The organism is Pseudomonas serbiensis (assembly GCF_030580745.1).
GTDB classification, from domain to species: Bacteria; Pseudomonadota; Gammaproteobacteria; order Pseudomonadales; family Pseudomonadaceae; genus Aquipseudomonas; species Aquipseudomonas serbiensis.
The window spans coordinates 1-16,747 of record NZ_JAUQOO010000040.1 but is presented as its reverse complement, the minus strand read 5'-3'; the positions used below and the strand labels follow the sequence as shown (position 1 = coordinate 16,747).

The following is a 16,747-nucleotide window of genomic DNA, read 5'->3' as shown; positions in this document are numbered from 1 at the left end:
GCTTGATGCGTCTTTAATCGGAACACTGCTGCTAAGCTTATCCACAATTGCTGGGACAGAAATCAGCAATCCGTCCTGGGTCAATTTTCAATCGGCAGGGTGGGTCAGTTTTCAATCAGCGCCAACACATCTTTCAGAAAAGCTTCAACACGCGGGTGCTGGCCGTTGCGCAGCGCCTGTGGGTTGTCGTCGCACACCACGCGGCCCTTCTCCATGAACACGATGCGATCGGAGACCTTGAAGGCGAAGTTCATCTCATGGGTCACGATGACCATGGTGATGCCCTCTTGCGCCAGGGTTTCGATGACCTGCAGCACCTCGTTGACCTTTTCCGGGTCCAGTGCCGAAGTGGGTTCGTCGAACAGCATGATTTGCGGACGCATCATCAAGGCACGGGCAATCGCCACTCGTTGCTGCTGGCCGCCGGACAACTGATGCGGGTATTTCCAGGTGTGTTCCAGCATGCCGACCTTGTGCAGCAGCTCGTAGGCCTGTTGCTTGAGCTCATTTGTCGGGGCCAGGCGGTGGTAACGCGGGGCCAGTAGCAGGTTGTCGAGCACGGTCAGGTGCGGGAACAGGTTGAAGCTCTGGAACACCATGCCGATCTTCATGCGGTGCTCGGTGTGTTCCACGTAACGCGGTTTCTGTGCGCCCTGGCGGGTCAGGTGAATGAAGGGCTGGCCATTGACCTTGATGTCGCCGTTATCAATCTGCTCAAGACCGTTGAGCAGGCGGATCAATGTGGTCTTGCCCGAGCCTGACGGCCCGATCACCGACACCACTTCACCGGGCTGGATCTGCAGGTTGACGGCCCCCAGCACTTCGATGTCGTTGTAAGCCTTGTGCAGCCGGGTCGCCTGGAGTGCAGGGCCTTCGAAGTCTGAGACGGGGCGGTCAATGGCGGCGCGCTGTTGGGTAGCGAGCTTGAGCATGTCGGCGTCCGGTTCGCGCACGACCTTGCGCTGCGTCACGTCCAGGTAGCGTTCAAGGCGTTTGAGCAGGAAGTCGAACACAGTAACGATCAGCACGTAGTAGAAGGCCACTGCCGCCATGGTTTCCATGACCAGGAAGTTCTGCGAGTAGAGGCGCTGGCCTACCATCAGGATCTCGGTCAGGGAGATCACCGACACCAGCGAGCTGAGTTTGACGATGGAGATGTATTCGTTGGTCAGCGACGGCAGCGCGACACGAAGCGCCTGGGGAATCACGATCCGCCATTGAGTGCCGACAAAGCTCAGCCCCAAGGCTCTGGCCGCTTCACTTTGCCCTTTGGCGATGGAAAGCAGGCCGCCGCGATGGATTTCTGCGACGTAAGCGGTTTCGCATATCACCAGGGCGATGAGGCCTGCCCAGAACGGGTTGGCCAGCACGGCCGAGGTGGCTGGCACGACCTGCGGCAAGTTATAAATGAATATCAGCAGGACCAGTAAAGGCAAACTACGAAATAGCCAGATATAGGCCCGGGCTGGCAAGTTGATCAGGGGCTGGGATGATTGTTTGGCCAGCGCCAGAACAAACCCCAGAACAATACTTATTACCCACGTCAATACACTGAGCTGAATGACGGTCCAGCTCGCCCTCCAGAACTCGGTATCGCTGAGCAGACTAAACATGTATTTCCAGTCAAACGTCATCGTCAGTTCGCTCGGCAAGTGAATAGTGATGGGCGACGTCCTGTCGAAGTTGATAGTGAACGCTCTCTGTTCTCCCTTCTGTGGCCATCATGATTGATGCCAAGTCCACTCGCCAAATAGTAAGTTTTGGCCCATAGCATAGGAAAATCCTAAGCAGATACTAGGCTGATAATGACAGGCGCCTCAGGGGTCTGAAGTTCGGAGCCTGAATAGCGGATTTTATGCATCTGAAGTGCGCACTTTTAGGGCGGTCAATCAAGCGCTCGGGCACGACTGCGCGCATTCAGTGCGCCGTCTGTCGTGCTGCGAGGCCCGTCATTACTGGGGTTTATCAGCGCGTAGCAGGCTGGATTATCGGTAACAGGCGATGTGATTAACGAATTGACGCAAAACCTGGCTGCTGGCATGGTCTTCGCTAGGGTATAGGTAAAAGCTATTCAGGCAATGCGGTACAAAGCGGGGTAAGCAGTGACTCACTTTACATTGAAACAGCTCAAGTATTTTGTCACTGCGGTTGAAATGGACAGTATTGCCGAAGCCTCGCGACAGTTGCATATTTCTCAGCCTTCCATTTCAGTGGCTATCAAGAATCTCGAAGAGGCATTTGAACAGCCTTTGTTTGTACGCCACCATGCGCAAGGTGTTTCCCTGACGTCAGGTGGCGGGAAAGTATATGAGAAAGCTAAAGAACTCTTGCGACTTTCCGAAGAACTTGAACAGAACTCGCGCGCGGATAACAAACATGTCCGTGGCACTATCGCTATTGGTTGCTTTGAATCGGCTGCGCCACTTTATATGCCCCGGCTGGTTGCAGGTTTCAAGCGTTTATACCCCGATGTCACTATTCAACTGTGTGATGGCGAGCAACACGAATTGATGCACGGGCTGCACCGTGGCCGTTTCGATCTGGCGTTTCTGTACGATCTTGAGCTGGGCGCCACCATCAATAAAGAAGAGTTGAACGCGCCGCACAAGCCTTATGCGCTGCTGCCGGCAGCTCATCCTCTGGCACAGAAAAAAACCGTCACACTGCACGAGCTGAGCCAGGAGCCGATGATCCTGCTGGATGCCGTACCCAGCAGAACCTACTTCATCGATATCTTTACGGAAAAGGGCTATTCGCCCGTGGTTGCGTACAGTTCACCGTCGATTGAAATGGTGCGCTGCATGGTCGGCCAGGGGTTGGGTTTTTCGGTATTGGTCACTCGGCCCTGCACCAACATGACTTACGACGGCGAGCTACTGGCCCAACTGGATATTGAAGATGATATGCCAGCGTCGACGCTGGTCATGGCCTATCTGCGCAACAACCAGCCAACACGCGCTACCCGGCTGTTTATGGATTATTGCCGCACTGTCGAGCTGGCCCCGCCTGCCAATGTTGCCGCGAGGGTGATCGAACCCTGTGCATGAGGCAAGCAGGTGCTTGCCTCATGCAGCGGTAAGAGCTTTGCACTGATTGCTTAACGAGCGTCAGCTCGACTCGCCCACCATTCGCTTACATCAAACGAAGGACACGCCTTGATGAACTCGTCAGGCGTGATCTTGCCGTCGCCATTGCGATCAGGCGACAGGTCGCGGTGGCCGAGGATACGTGCAACTGGGTAGCGGCCCTTGAGTTGCTGTAACAGGGTTTCCAGGGTCGCAAACTGTGCGGGGGTGAAGTTGTTTTCCGGTTTGTTGCTGGCATCGACGCCGCCTGCCAGGCAAACACCGATGGAGTTGCTGTTATGGCCACGTACATGGGCGCCGATGGTGCTTTCTGCGCGTCCGGTTTCCAGTTCGCCATTGCGGCGGATGACGTAGTGATAGCCCACGGTGTCGAAGCCGCGCTGGATATGCCATTGGGTGATTTCACGCACGCCGATGTCTGCCGTGGCGCGAGTGGCGGAGCAATGGACGACGATGAGGTCGGTGCTGGTCCGATCCTTGAGGGTCGAAGGGGTTGAGGTCTGGTTCATGGGCTGCATTCCTTGCAAGGTGATTGGAGCCTTGTAAGGAATACGAGAGCGACATCTGTCTCAAGTCAGCCGCTGCGTACAGCGGCTGACAGGCTTTTCGGTCATTCAGGTGGGAAATTGCAGTGCATTGGTCAGGTCGCCCATGGGTGCCTGGCCACGGGCAGCCATGGCGTCGTCGCGACGCTTGAGGCCATCGAGCTTTTCCAGGCCATGAATGCGGGTGATCAGGCGCAGGATCGAGGCGGTGTCGTAGACGGTGTGGTCCACGGTGCCTTTACGGGCAAAGGGTGAGACGACTATTGCCGGGATGCGTGTGCCGGGGCCGAAGCGGTCACCTTTGGGTGGCGCGACGTGGTCCCACCAGCCGCCGTTTTCGTCCACGGTGATGACGATCACCATGTTTTCCCACTGCGGGCTGTTGCGCAGCACTTTGATGACCCGGTCGATATGCCGGTCGCCGGAAGCGACGTCGGCGTAACCGGCGTGCAGGTTCAGGTTGCCTTGAGGTTTGTAGAAGGTCACGGCCGGCAGATTGCCGGCTTCGGCATCGGCCAGGAACCTGTTGGTGCTCGACTCATCGCCAAGACCGCCATCGCGCAGGCGCTTCTTGCGCTCGGCCGGGTTTTGCGGGCCTTGTTGCTTGAAGTAGTTGAATGGCTGATGGTGGTACTGGAAGTTGGGGATTTTCGGGATGCCGGTGGAGTCCTTGAACTCGTCGAGGGTGACTTGCCAGGCACCTGCATACCAGGCCCATTCGATGCCTTGCTTCGACAGTTTGTCGCCGATGTGGTCGTGGCTCTGGGGCACCAGCACGTTGGCCAGGTCCGCTTTTGAGTAATCCGGGTTCTGCGGGTCGCGCAGCCAGGTCGGCCAGTAGGGCGGGGCGAGGGTGTTGACCGCGTAACCGTCGGGCGTGAGGGCGCTGGGGCCGAATTGTGGCGGACCTTCCATGGCGCTGGCCGGGGATTTTTCCAGTGGCTTGAGGCGCGGGTCCAGCGGGTCGTCGCTTTGCAGGGTGGCGATCTGGGCCTTGGCGGCAGAGTTGGCGGCGTCCGGGTAGAACGGCGCGGTGGCCGAGATCAGGTATTGGTGGTTGAGGAACGAACCGCCGAAAGCGCCCTGGAAGAAGTTGTCACACAGCACGAATTCCTTGGCGACGTCCCACAGACGTAGCGAATACTGGCTTTGCGGGTAAGTGCCCATGGTCAGCCCGCCGGCATCGGCCCAGGCCACGAAGCGATCATTCTTGCCTTCGTTGATCTGCATCTGGTTCTGGTAGAACACGTGCCACAGGTCGCGGGTCACCAGGCTCAGCGGCAGGTCTTCGCCATGCGGGCCTTTGAGCGGGAAGGGCGCGTTGGGCAGGTTTTCCTGGTATTGCACGCCAGCCGGGTAGGTGACGCCATCGACCGTCTGCGGCCCGACCTGCAATACGCCGCCCCAGGCGGGTGGCAGGGTTTTCAGCAGGGTGCCGTCGCGGTCGTGTTGCTGATAGTCGGCAGGCTTGAGGGCCGACAGCGGCTTTTCGACGCCGGGGAAGTCTGCGAACAGGTTATTGAAGCTGCGGTTCTCGGCGTAGATGACGACGACGGTCTTGATGTTCTTCTTGAGTGCCTTGTCCAGCTCGGCGCCAGTCAGGTGTCTTTCAGTGCCAGAGGCGTTTTTTTCGCTGGCTGTGGCGTAACCGCCGAGGGTGACGCCTGCGCCCAGTGCCGCCATTCCTCCCAGAAAACGGCGACGGCTGGGGTTGGTCTGTGAGTCGTCGTCTGGTTTGTCGCTCATGCGGATTACCTGCTCGCTTTAATTGTTACTAAAGATTTCCGTGAGCGTATCGAGGCTATATGACGATATTGCTACAGGAATGAGTGCCGCAAGCAGGGTAGACGATTCTTCATGGAGCGCGCGGCGCGGTATAGCGATCGATGATCTGCTGGATCTCGCCGGAGACTTGCATGCGCACCAGTGTGCGGAGGATTTTCTGTACGGGGATGTCGGGGTCATTGCGCACGATGCAGCCCGCGGGCTGTTCACTGATCAGTGAAACGGCCTTCAGGCGTTTGTGGTCGGGCAGGTCGCGATTGATCCAGTCCATGATCAACTGGCTGGCGATGGCATAGTTGTAGCGGCCCGCGATGAGTTTGCGCAGCGCGTGCTCCTGGCTGCGTGCGTCTTCGCGGACCAGTTTGTGGTTGTCGAACAGATGCTCCATGGTCGGGTAGTTGTAGCCGAGTACGGTGCCGATGGTTTCGTGATCGAACTGATCCGGGTAAGGCCCGGCAGCGGTTTCAGCCGATGCGATCAGCAAATCGCGCTGATACAGGATCGGCAGGCTCCAGAGATAATCCCCCGACAGGTTCGGCACCCAGGCCTGGGCGGTGTAGCAGCGGATATCCACTTCGCCGCGATCCAGTGCCGGCTGGACACGCAGGCGCGGCAGCACGTGGTACTCGGCACTACGCCCCACCTGACGGGCCAGGCTCTGCATGATGTCGAACAGAATGCCGGAAGTGGGCTGGTGGTTTTCAATGCGAATCAAGGGCATTGACCAGCTTTCGGCTACGGAAAAGCGCAGCGGTGCCTCGGCGGCAACGCTGAACGGGCTGAATAAGAGGAGAGCGATCACCATGATCGGACTTCGGCGCATGCAGGGCCTCTCTACTACATAGGGCCTTTATAGAGGTCTTGATGCATTCATTTGTTCAGCTTAGTCAGATTAACCTGGGACACCAGATGCAATTTTGCCCTTGCTCCGCTAGCATTAGCGGTCTTCCGCTTCCCAGTTGCGACGGTTTTCAATGAGTTATCAGGTTCTTGCACGTAAATGGCGTCCGCGCTCGTTCCGCGAAATGGTCGGCCAGACTCATGTGCTGAAGGCCCTGATCAATGCGCTGGACAGCCAGCGGTTGCACCATGCCTATCTGTTCACCGGCACCCGTGGCGTCGGCAAGACGACCATTGCGCGGATCATCGCCAAGTGCCTGAACTGCGAAACCGGCATTACTTCAACGCCTTGCGGCACGTGTTCGGTCTGTCAGGAAATCGACGAGGGTCGTTTTGTCGACCTGATCGAGATCGACGCCGCGAGCCGGACCAAGGTCGAGGACACCCGCGAGTTGCTGGATAACGTCCAGTACGCACCGAGCCGCGGACGCTTCAAGGTCTACCTGATCGACGAAGTACACATGCTGTCCAGCCACTCGTTCAACGCGCTGCTGAAAACCCTTGAAGAGCCGCCGCCCTACGTCAAGTTCATCCTGGCGACCACCGACCCGCAGAAGCTGCCTGCCACGATTCTGTCGCGCTGCCTGCAGTTTTCGCTGAAAAACATGACCCCCGAGCGCGTCGTCGAGCACTTGAGCCATGTGCTGGGTGTCGAGAATGTGCCGTTCGAGGACGACGCACTCTGGCTGTTGGGCCGTGCAGCCGATGGTTCGATGCGCGATGCCATGAGCCTCACCGATCAGGCCATTGCTTTCGGCGAAGGCAAGGTCATGGCCGCCGATGTGCGGGCGATGCTGGGCACGCTGGATCATGGTCAGGTTTTCGATGTGCTGACTGCCTTGCTTGAGGGCGATGCACGCGGGCTGCTGGAGGCCGTGCGTCATCTGGCCGAGCAGGGGCCGGACTGGAATGGCGTGCTGTCGGAGATTCTTAACGTCCTGCATCGTGTGGCGATTGCCCAGGCGTTGCCCGAGGGCGTCGATAATGGCCACGGTGATCGTGACCGCGTATTGGCCCTGGCTCAGGCATTGCCTGCCGAGGACGTACAGTTTTACTACCAGATGGGCCTGATCGGACGTCGCGATCTTCCTCTGGCGCCTGACCCTCGCGGCGGCTTTGAGATGGTGCTGCTGCGAATGCTGGCCTTCCGTCCTGCCGAGAGCGCCGATGCGCCGAGACAGCCGCTAAAGCCAGTGGGGATCAACCAGGCCGCAGTTGATTCCCGACCTCCGGTGGCTGGTGCGACTGCTGTTGCACCGGTCGCGCCTGTAGCGCCTGTTGCAGCCGCGCCCGCACCGGTTGTCGCGCCTGTGCCTGTGGCTGAAAAGCCCGCGCCAGTGCCACCGCCTGTTCAAGAGGCAGCTCCACCTGCGCCGGTCGAAGAAATCGATCTGCCATGGAACGAGCCCAAGGCGCCTGTTGCCGAGCCCGTGCCTGAGCCTGTCGCTGAGCCAGAGCCAGAACCGGTGCTTGAAACCGTGGCCGAACAGCCCGAGCTGACCCCGATGCCAACGCCCGAGCCTGCCAGCCCGGTGCCGGACGCGCCGCAGGTCCAGCAGCCTGAGCCGGTTGCCGAGCAGCAGGTCACGCCGGGCATGCTTGAAGCCATCCCGGACTCGGCGTATCTGTCTGCACCGATGGATCGCGACGACGAGCCGCCTGTGGATGACGACTATGTGGAGCCGGATATCGATATCGATCCCGCTTCCTATAGTTATCTCGATGAACTGGCCCACGAAAGCGTCACCGAAGCCGAAGCGCCAGAACCCGAGCCTGCACCGGCCGCGATGCCGGCCACGGGCCTTGCGCTGCAATGGCTGGAAATGTTCCCGCAATTGCCTATCTCCGGCATGACAGGCAGCATCGCCGCCAACTGCACACTGATCAAGGCCGAAGGCGATAACTGGCTGCTGCACCTGGACCCGGCTCACAGTGCCTTGTTCAATTCGACTCAACAACGCCGTCTCAATGAAGCGTTGAACCAGTTCCATGGCCGTACGATCAATTTGAGTATCGAGCTGATCAAGCCCGAGCAGGAAACACCTGCCCAGGCCGCGTCCCGCCTGCGTGCCGAGCGTCAGCGCCAGGCCGAGGCTTCGATTCACGCTGATCCGTTCATCCAGCAGATGTTGCAACAGTTTGGCGCAGTGATTCGGGAGGATACGATCAAGCCCGTGGACGCTCCCGTAGCGCAGGCTCATTAACTGACGGCTCGACGCTTGTGGCGTCGTGCAAAAGAACCATCCATTTTCGAGGAGATATCCCATGATGAAAGGTGGCATGGCTGGCCTGATGAAGCAGGCCCAGCAAATGCAGGAAAAAATGGCCAAGATGCAGGAAGAACTGGCCAATGCTGAAGTGACCGGCCAGTCGGGCGCAGGCCTGGTGAGCGTGGTGATGACCGGTCGTCATGACGTCAAGCGCATCACTCTGGATGACAGCCTGATGCAGGAAGACAAGGAAGTGCTGGAAGACCTGGTTGCCGCCGCCGTCAACGACGCCGTGCGCAAGATCGAGCAGGCCAGCCAGGAAAAGACTGCCAGCATGACTGCGGGCATGCAGTTGCCGCCGGGCATGAAGCTGCCTTTCTAAGGCCGGTTCTCTGTACCGATAAATGCCAGGCCCAGTGCCTGGCATTTTTTTGCGTGCCTTTCGCGAATGAATTCGCTCCTGCTGTGGGAGCGAATTCATTCGCGAAGAGTCCCAGGACGGCATCTGTGGCAGGTGTGGTTGACGCTTACTGCAAGGCGCGGGTATAAACCGCGTCTTGTGTTTTCGTCGGACCTTTCTCCATGAGCTTCAGCCCCCTGATTCGCCAATTGATCGATGCCTTTCGCGTCCTGCCGGGTGTCGGTCAGAAAACCGCTCAGCGCATGGCGTTGCAGTTGCTGGAGCGTGATCGCAGTGGCGGTTCTCGTCTTGCGCTGGCATTGAGTCAGGCCATGGAAGGTGTCGGTCACTGCCGCTCATGCCGCACGCTGACCGAAGAAGACCTGTGCCCGCAATGCGCGGACCCTCGTCGCGACGACACGCTGCTGTGCGTGGTCGAAGGGCCGACGGATGTCTATGCAGTCGAGCAGACGGGCTATCGCGGTCGTTACTTCGTGCTCAAGGGCCACTTGTCTCCACTCGATGGTCTTGGGCCTGAAGCCATCGGCATCCCGCAATTGCTGGAACGCATCAACGAGCAGGGCACTTTCACTGAAGTCATTCTGGCCACCAACCCGACAGTGGAAGGTGAAGCCACAGCGCATTACATCGCCCAGTTGCTTAACGACAAAGGCCTGATCGCCTCACGCATCGCCCATGGCGTGCCCTTGGGTGGCGAACTGGATCTGGTGGATGGCGGGACACTGGCCCATTCGTTTGCGGGGCGCAAGCCGATAGCGCTGTGATAGGTCGTTCGCGGCCAAGGCCCCTCCCACGGATTATGTGGGAGGGGCCTTGGCCGCGACTGTTTACTGCTCGTTCAACGCAAAGTTGGTCAGGCAGAAGGTCGGGATATTCATGTCTACCAGACGCTGAGAACCACCCAGTTCCGGCAGGTCGATGATCGCTGCGGCTTCGTGGATGTGCGCACCCATGCGGCGGATCAGGTTGGCGGCTGCAATCAGGGTGCCGCCCGTGGCGATCAAGTCATCGAACATCACCACTGAGTCGCCATCGCACAGGCTGTCGGCGTGTACTTCCAGGTAGGCTTCGCCGTATTCGGTCTGATACGCCTCTGAGAGTACGTCAGCCGGCAGTTTGCCTTGCTTGCGGAACAGGATCAGCGGCTTGTTCAGCTCATAGGCCACGACCGAACCGATCAGAAAACCACGGGCGTCCATGACGCCGACATGGCTGAAGTCGGCATCGATGTAACGCTGCACGAAGCTGTCGATCACTTGGCGGGTGGCTTTGGGCGACTGGAAGAGCGGGGTGATATCGCGAAAGACTACGCCGGGCTTGGGGAAGTCTACGACCGGGCGAATCAGGGATTTGAAGCTCAATTCATCGAAAATCATTACGTATGATCCGGGGCGAGTTTGGCCGGTAGTTTAAGCCGACCAGCCCCGGATCGCACGTTTCAACTTTCCATTGCCCCGCCCGCCAGGGCACAGAGCTGGATCGGGTCCAGAATATGGATTTCCTTGCCTTCGGCTGCAATCAGCTGGTTCTGCTGGAAACGGGTAAATACGCGGGACACGGTTTCCACGGCCAGGCCCAGGTGATTGCCGATCTCGTTGCGGGACATGCTCAGGCGGAACTGGTTGGCCGAGAAGCCACGTGCCCTGAAGCGTGCCGAGAGATTGATCAGGAAGGTCGCGATACGCTCGTCAGCGGTCTTTTTCGACAGCAGCAGCATCATTTGCTGGTCGTCGCGGATCTCACGGCTCATGACACGCATCAGTTGCCGACGCAGTTGTGGAAGCTGTACGGACAACTCGTCAAGGCGCTCGAAGGGGATCTCGCACACTGAGGTGGTTTCCAGTGCCTGGGCCGACACCGGGTAAGCCTCGGAGTCCATCCCGGACATGCCGACCAGTTCGCTGGGCAGGTGGAAGCCGGTGAGTTGTTCTTCACCGGCGTCACTGATACTGAAGGTTTTCAGGGCGCCGGAACGCACGGCATAGACAGAGGAGAAGGTATCGCCCTGGCGAAACAGGAATTCGCCCTTTTTCATCGGGCGACCACGTTTGACGATCTCGTCGAGGGCATCCATGTCTTCCAGGTTCAACGACAGCGGCAGACAGAGCGGCGCGAGGCTACAGTCCTTGCAATGGGCCTGGCTGTGAGCACGCACTTTGACTGGCTCGGACATCACTTAATTCCTTGTGGGAAATCACACATAGGTCGTAAGGGTAACTCACGCACGGTGGCTTCGACCAGCGCGTGAAGTGTTCTGTGGTATCAAGGTTATTTCAAATGTGTCGATAAACTTACACAGTTTTAAACTTCAAGCAGGTCTTGCCATGTCATTGTCAGGCTCAATCATCGGCGCCATCAGTATTCGCACTCCTGCCGCCCAGACACCTGTCGCTTCTGTTCAGCCCGAAGCTGTAGCACCTGTAAAGGAAACGAAGGGCATTCAGGTAGATTTATCGAGTGCAGGCAAGGCCGCGGCGTCTTCGTCGTCGAAAAACTCGGATATCGAGCAAAGCGGTCTTCCCGAATCGGTCCAGAAAATTCTCAAGGCCATACGCGAGCTGCAAAGAAAGATCGCGGAAACCCTGGAGAGAATTCAGGAAGTACTCAACGACAAGAGCCTCACTTACGACGAACGCCAGACCCAGGCCACGGCCCTGCAAACGGTGTTGGGCATGTTGCAGCGGCAGGTGAGCAATTCCACCGCTGACATGGCCAATCTCATGAACCAGATGCATGCCAGCGATTCTGACAAGATCAAGGCCGGTATTCTGGTGATGGCCAAGATGTAAGCATCAACGGCGGTTCATATCACCCGCGAAAACCGCTGACGGTTCTGCTGGTTCAAATAGTTGTCGAACACCATGCACACCGAACGCACCAGCAGACGACCGGCTGGCAAGACGTTGATGCCGCTTGTGCCCAGTTCGATCAGCCCGTCCTTTGCCATCTCCGCCAACTGCGGCCACTGCTCATCGAAGTAGCTTCTGAATTCGATGTTGAAGGCTGTTTCGATCTCGCTGAAATCGAGGTCGAAATGGCAGATCAGTTGCTGGATCACGGCGCGTCTGATCCGGTCATCTTCTATGCAGACCAGCCCTCGCTTGGTTGCCAGTTGGTCGCTGGCCAGCAGTCCCTGATAGTCGTTCAAGTCGCTGCTGTTCTGGCAATACAGATCACCGATCTGGCTGATCGCCGAGACGCCCAGGCCAATCAGATCGCAATGGCCGTGGGTGGTGTAACCCTGAAAGTTGCGTTGCAGGGTCAGTTCTTCCTGGGCGACGGCCAGTTCGTCATCGGGCAGGGCGAAATGGTCCATGCCGATATAGCGATAACCGGCCTTGGTCAGTTGCTCGATGGTGCGTTCCAGCATCAGCAACTTGGTTTCCGGGCTGGGCAGGTCGGCGTTATCGATGCGCCGCTGGGGCATGAAACGCTCGGGCAAGTGGGCGTAGTTGAACACCGACAAGCGATCGGGTTGCAGGCTGATGATTTCGTTGACGGTATGGGTAAAGGCTTCGAGGGATTGCTTGGGCAGCCCGTAGATCAGGTCGATATTCACCGAGCGAAATTGCAGGGTGCGTGCGGCTTCGACGATGGCGCGGGTTTCTTCCAGGCTTTGCAGACGATTGACGGCACGCTGGACGGCCGGGTCGAGGTCCTGCACTCCCAGGCTGACACGGTTGAAACCCAGCTCACGCAGCAGGCCCATGGTGGACCAGTCGGCTTCGCGAGGGTCGATCTCTATGCCGTAGTCGCCGGAGTCGTCATCGAGCAGGTTGAAATGCGTGCGCAGTTTCGCCATCAACTGACGCAGTTCGTCATGGCTGAGAAAGGTCGGCGTACCGCCACCAAAGTGCAGTTGCTCGACCACCTGACCGGGAGCGAGATGGCTGGCCAGCATCTGGATTTCCTGTTCGAGCCGTTGCAGATAAGTGTGGGCGCGACCACGATCCTTGGTGACGACTTTGTTGCATGCGCAGTAGTAGCAGATGTTCGCGCAGAACGGGATATGAACGTACAGCGATAGAGGACGCAGGGCCTTGCGGCTGTCACGCAGGGCATGAAGCAGGTCGAAGGCACCGACTTGTGTGTGAAATTGCACTGCGGTTGGGTAGGACGTGTAGCGCGGTCCTGCCAGGTCGTAGCGGCGGATCAGATCTGAATCCCAACGAATGGCGTCGAGCATGCGGGCATTCCCCCGGATAGGCTGGCAATGCAGGTGAGTCTACGGAGCTGATTGTGGAAGGGTGTTGATGTGCGTCAAATACGCGCGGAGGGTGGTCATGAAACTGTCTGCTCGATGTGCAAACAGATTCTCAATGTCCCATGAGCCAATGCTGGTGCGGGCCGGGCAGGGTCCACAGGCCGAACAGGATCACCAGCAGGCCACCGGCCATGCGAATGCCGCGTTTGCGCAGCAGGGCCGTGGTGCGTTCGGCGGCCAGCCCGGTGGCGAGCAGCACAGGCCAGGTCCCAAGGCCGAAGGCGAGCATGAGCAAGGCGCTATCGATGGCATTGCCCTGGCTTGCCGACCACAGCAGGGTGCTGTAGACCAGCCCGCAAGGCAGCCAGCCCCACAGCGCGCCCAGCAGCAAGGCGCGTGGCAGGCTCGATACCGGTAGCAGGCGGGTCGCAACGGGTTGAATGTGGCGCCAAAGGCCGCGCCCCAGGCGTTCGATGCGTGTCAGGCCGCTCCACCACCCCGCGAGATACAGGCCCATGGCAATCAGCAGCAGGGCGGCAATGACCCGCATCGCCATGGCCAGCGGGCTGTTGGCCACGGCCCAGCCTGCCAGCCCGAGTAACAGACCGGCGCTGGCATAGCTGAAGATGCGACCCAGGTTGTAGGCCAGCAACAGGCGAAAGCGGCGACTGCGTTGTTCCTTGGGGATGGCCAGGGTCAAGGCGCCCATCAGGCCGCCACACATGCCCAGGCAATGACCGCCGCCCAGCAGGCCAAGTATCAAGGCGGAAAGCAGCAGGGGCGCGAGTTCAAGCATCGGGCTCTATCTCGTCCTTCTTCTGTGGCGGGCTCTTGCGTGAAGCTTCATCCAGAGCGGCTTGATGGTTGGGGTCCTGATCGTCGAACAGGATGCTGTGGGCCGGGCCTTCCATGTCGTCGTATTGCCCGCTGTCCACTGCCCAGAAAAACACATAGATCGCGATGGCGACCAGCAGCAGTGCTGCGGGGATCATGATGTAGAGTGCGGGCATAAAGCCTCCGGAACCGACTGCCGAATGACGGGTGCCGATGCCTGAATGTTGGGCAAGCGCGTCAGACGCAAGGCGTTGAGTACAACCGTCAGAGAGCTGATGGACATGCCGACGGCTGCCCAGACAGGTGTGATCCAGCCCAGTGCTGCGAACGGCAGCATGAGGCCATTGTACAAGCCGGCCCACAGCAGGTTTTCGATGATTACCCGGCGTGTGCGCCGCGCCAGACTGAAGGCCTGTACCAGTGTCTGCAAGCGGTTGGACAACAGGACCGCATCGGCACTGGTTTTTGCCAGATCCGTGGCCGAGCCCATGGCGATGCTGATATCGGCGGCAGCCAGTACGGGCACGTCATTGACGCCATCGCCCAGCATCAGCACCTTGCGGCCTTGTTTGTGCAGGTTTTGCAGCATGGCCAGTTTGTCGTCCGGGCGCAGACCAGCGTGGGCTTCGTCGATGCCCAGTTCGGCGGCAACGCTGGCGACCATGGGTGAGCTGTCGCCAGACAGCAGCAGGGTTTTCCAGCCTCGCGCTTTGCAGGCCTGCAAAAGCTGGCTGGCATCTGCGCGCAGGCGGTCGTCCAGAACCAGCCACGCCAGTGGGGCTCTGGCATCGCCCAGCAACAGCCACTGGCCGGGCTCATTGGGGATGGACGGAACCTCGCTGGCACTCAAGGCGCAGACGAACCCCGGCTGACCGATGCGCAGGCGATAGCTGCCGACAGTGCCTTCCAGGCCAAGGCCCGGTGTGCTGTGAACGTCTTCGGCGGCAAGTGGGGCGCGCCCGAATGCTCGGGCGATGGGGTGTTCCGAGCGGTTTTCCAGTGCCGCGGCCAGGCTCAGGCAGGTATCGGCATCCAGTGTGCCGAGTGGTTTGATGCTGCGCAGGGTGAGACGGCCTTCGGTGAGTGTGCCGGTCTTGTCGAAAATCACGGTGTCGATCTGGTTCAGCCCTTCGAGCACGTGGCCACGGGTCAGCAGCAGGCCGAGTTTGTGCAAGGTGCCGGTTGCGGCGGTCAGGGCGGTGGGTGTCGCCAGCGACAGGGCGCAGGGGCAGGTTGCGACCAGCATTGCCAGGACAATCCAGAAGGCGCGGGTCGAATCGATCTGCCACCAGCACAGGCCGATGACTGCGGCAGCGATCAGCGACCCGAGCAGGAACCATTGGGCTGCGCGGTCGGCTATTTCTGCCAGACGGGGTTTTTCCGTCTGGGCGCGCTCCAGCAGACGCACGATGGCCGAAAGGCGGGTTTCATGGCCCAGCGCCAGGACATGAATCGTGAGCGCGCCTTCGACATTGAGCGTACCGGCAGTCACGCTATCGCCTGTGCTGCGTGGCTGCGGCAGGTATTCGCCGGTCAGCAGCGACTCGTCGACGCTGGACTGGCCCTCCAGCACCTTGCCATCGGCCGGTATGACTGCGCCGGGATGCACCAGTATTCGGTCATTCAGGTGCAGCTCGCTGAGCAGGATTCGTTGGGGCTGGCCGTTATCGTCCAGGCGCAGACAGGATGCGGGCAGCAGGTTGACCAGTTGTGCGGTGGCAGCGGCGGTACGTTCCCGTGCGCGTCGCTCCAGATAACGGCCAGCCAGCAGAAACAGCGCAAACATGCCGACCGCATCGAAATACAGCTCGCCGGTGCCGGTGATGGCGGTCCAGATTCCGGCCAGATAGGCGCCGCCTATGGCCAGCGACACGGACACATCCATGGTCAGGTGGCGAGTACGCAGGTCGCGCAGGGCTCCCCGAAAGAAGGGCGCGCAACTGTAGAAAATGATGGGCGTGGTCAGGAACATCGCGACCCAGCGCAGGATGGCATGCATCTCGGGGCTGAGGTCGATATTGAATTCCGGCCACGTAGCCATGGTCGCCATCATCGCCTGAAACCACAGCAGCCCTGCGACCCCCAGTTGACGCAGGGCCAGTCGGTTTTCCCTGGCCAGTTGTTCGGTGGCGCGGTCGGCCTGATAAGGGTGAGCGGCGTAGCCGATGCTGCGCAGTTCGCTCAGCAACTGGCTCAACGGCAACTGGCTGTCTGCCCAGCGCACATGCAGGCGATGGCTGGACAGATTGAGCTGAGCTTCGGCGACGGCGGGCAGGCTGCGCAGATGGCGTTCGATCAACCAGCCACAGGCCGCGCAACTGATGCCTTCCATCAAGAGCGTGGTTTCGGACAGTTCGCCTTCATGACGTACGAACGCTGCCTGCACATCGGGGCGGTCGTACAGTTCCAGCTCATCCACCAGTTGTGCGGGCAGGCTGTCTGGGTTGATCGAGGTTTCGCTGCGGTGACTGTAGTAACTTTCCAGCCCGCCAGCGACGATGGCCTGCGCCACTGCCTGGCATCCCGGGCAGCACAGTTCGCGGGTTTCCCCGAGCACGATGGCGGTGAATCGGCTGCTGGATGGAACGGGCAGCGCGCAGTGGTAGCAGGGTGTGGTCATGGTCTTTTAAGTGTTGCCAAGTCAGTTTGGTACCTGTGGGAGGCCGCGTGGGGGGGGGGGGGGGGGGGGGGGCGGGGGCGGGCGGGCCCCCCCCTAACCGCCCCCCGCCCCCCCACGAACCCACCCCCAAAAAAAAAATAAA

Annotated in this window: 15 protein-coding genes; 5 read left to right on the top strand and 10 right to left on the bottom strand. The window is 59.6% G+C overall.

The window, feature by feature from the left end; translation table 11 throughout:
* Positions 1-104: 104 nt before the first annotated feature.
* Positions 105-1,634, bottom strand: coding sequence for an amino acid ABC transporter permease/ATP-binding protein (locus Q6A51_RS26950; RefSeq protein WP_304576147.1), 1,530 nt, complete (start codon positions 1,632-1,634; stop codon positions 105-107).
* Positions 1,635-2,153: 519 nt separating this feature from the next.
* Here Q6A51_RS26950 and Q6A51_RS26945 point away from each other — a divergent pair.
* Entirely contained in the window at positions 2,154-3,047 is an 894-nt protein-coding gene (locus Q6A51_RS26945) for a LysR family transcriptional regulator (RefSeq protein ID WP_256590479.1), read from the top strand.
* A gap of 50 nt (positions 3,048-3,097) precedes the next feature.
* Here the strand turns inward: Q6A51_RS26945 and Q6A51_RS26940 are convergent, their stop codons facing one another.
* From Q6A51_RS26940 to Q6A51_RS26930, 3 genes are all read right to left on the bottom strand, one after another.
* Positions 3,098-3,595: an N-acetylmuramoyl-L-alanine amidase gene (locus Q6A51_RS26940; protein WP_304576146.1), complete on the bottom strand. Its 498-nt coding sequence runs from the start codon at positions 3,593-3,595 to the stop codon at positions 3,098-3,100.
* 105 nt (positions 3,596-3,700) lie between these two features.
* A complete protein-coding gene (gene acpA, locus Q6A51_RS26935) occupies positions 3,701-5,377 on the bottom strand; it encodes an acid phosphatase (protein ID WP_304576145.1) in 1,677 nt (558 codons plus the stop codon).
* A 109-nt stretch (positions 5,378-5,486) separates the two neighbouring features.
* Positions 5,487-6,239, bottom strand: coding sequence for a substrate-binding periplasmic protein (locus Q6A51_RS26930; RefSeq protein WP_201019953.1), 753 nt, complete (start codon positions 6,237-6,239; stop codon positions 5,487-5,489).
* Positions 6,240-6,390: 151 nt separating this feature from the next.
* Between Q6A51_RS26930 and dnaX the strand changes: the two genes are divergently transcribed.
* From dnaX to recR, 3 genes are all read left to right on the top strand, one after another.
* On the top strand, positions 6,391-8,520 hold the full coding sequence (gene dnaX, locus Q6A51_RS26925) for a DNA polymerase III subunit gamma/tau (RefSeq protein ID WP_304576144.1): 2,130 nt from the start codon (positions 6,391-6,393) through the stop codon (positions 8,518-8,520).
* A 61-nt stretch (positions 8,521-8,581) separates the two neighbouring features.
* A complete protein-coding gene (locus Q6A51_RS26920; protein ID WP_025259308.1) occupies positions 8,582-8,908 on the top strand; it encodes a YbaB/EbfC family nucleoid-associated protein in 327 nt (108 codons plus the stop codon).
* A gap of 200 nt (positions 8,909-9,108) precedes the next feature.
* Positions 9,109-9,711, top strand: coding sequence for a recombination mediator RecR (recR, locus tag Q6A51_RS26915; protein ID WP_025259309.1), 603 nt, complete (start codon positions 9,109-9,111; stop codon positions 9,709-9,711).
* 63 nt (positions 9,712-9,774) lie between these two features.
* Here the strand turns inward: recR and Q6A51_RS26910 are convergent, their stop codons facing one another.
* Both Q6A51_RS26910 and fnr read right to left on the bottom strand, forming a co-directional pair.
* Positions 9,775-10,323: an adenine phosphoribosyltransferase gene (locus Q6A51_RS26910; RefSeq protein ID WP_201006163.1), complete on the bottom strand. Its 549-nt coding sequence runs from the start codon at positions 10,321-10,323 to the stop codon at positions 9,775-9,777.
* 62 nt (positions 10,324-10,385) lie between these two features.
* Positions 10,386-11,120: a fumarate/nitrate reduction transcriptional regulator Fnr gene (gene fnr / locus Q6A51_RS26905; protein WP_201006166.1), complete on the bottom strand. Its 735-nt coding sequence runs from the start codon at positions 11,118-11,120 to the stop codon at positions 10,386-10,388.
* A 151-nt stretch (positions 11,121-11,271) separates the two neighbouring features.
* On the opposite strand from fnr, the gene Q6A51_RS26900 reads away from it, so the two are divergent.
* Entirely contained in the window at positions 11,272-11,736 is a 465-nt protein-coding gene (locus Q6A51_RS26900; protein ID WP_201019951.1) for a chemotaxis protein, read from the top strand.
* Between the two features lie 14 nt (positions 11,737-11,750).
* Here the strand turns inward: Q6A51_RS26900 and hemN are convergent, their stop codons facing one another.
* The 4 genes from hemN to Q6A51_RS26880 all read right to left on the bottom strand — a co-directional run bounded on the left by hemN (position 11,751) and on the right by Q6A51_RS26880 (position 16,605).
* Positions 11,751-13,133, bottom strand: coding sequence for an oxygen-independent coproporphyrinogen III oxidase (gene hemN, locus Q6A51_RS26895; RefSeq protein WP_304576143.1), 1,383 nt, complete (start codon positions 13,131-13,133; stop codon positions 11,751-11,753).
* 130 nt (positions 13,134-13,263) lie between these two features.
* Positions 13,264-13,947: a sulfite exporter TauE/SafE family protein gene (locus tag Q6A51_RS26890; RefSeq protein WP_304576142.1), complete on the bottom strand. Its 684-nt coding sequence runs from the start codon at positions 13,945-13,947 to the stop codon at positions 13,264-13,266.
* A complete protein-coding gene (gene ccoS, locus Q6A51_RS26885; protein ID WP_201006172.1) occupies positions 13,940-14,161 on the bottom strand; it encodes a cbb3-type cytochrome oxidase assembly protein CcoS in 222 nt (73 codons plus the stop codon). Before ccoS ends, Q6A51_RS26890 begins: the two co-directional genes overlap by 8 nt.
* Entirely contained in the window at positions 14,140-16,605 is a 2,466-nt protein-coding gene (locus tag Q6A51_RS26880) for a heavy metal translocating P-type ATPase (protein WP_304576141.1), read from the bottom strand. Before Q6A51_RS26880 ends, ccoS begins: the two co-directional genes overlap by 22 nt.
* Between the last annotated feature and the right edge of the window lie 142 nt (positions 16,606-16,747).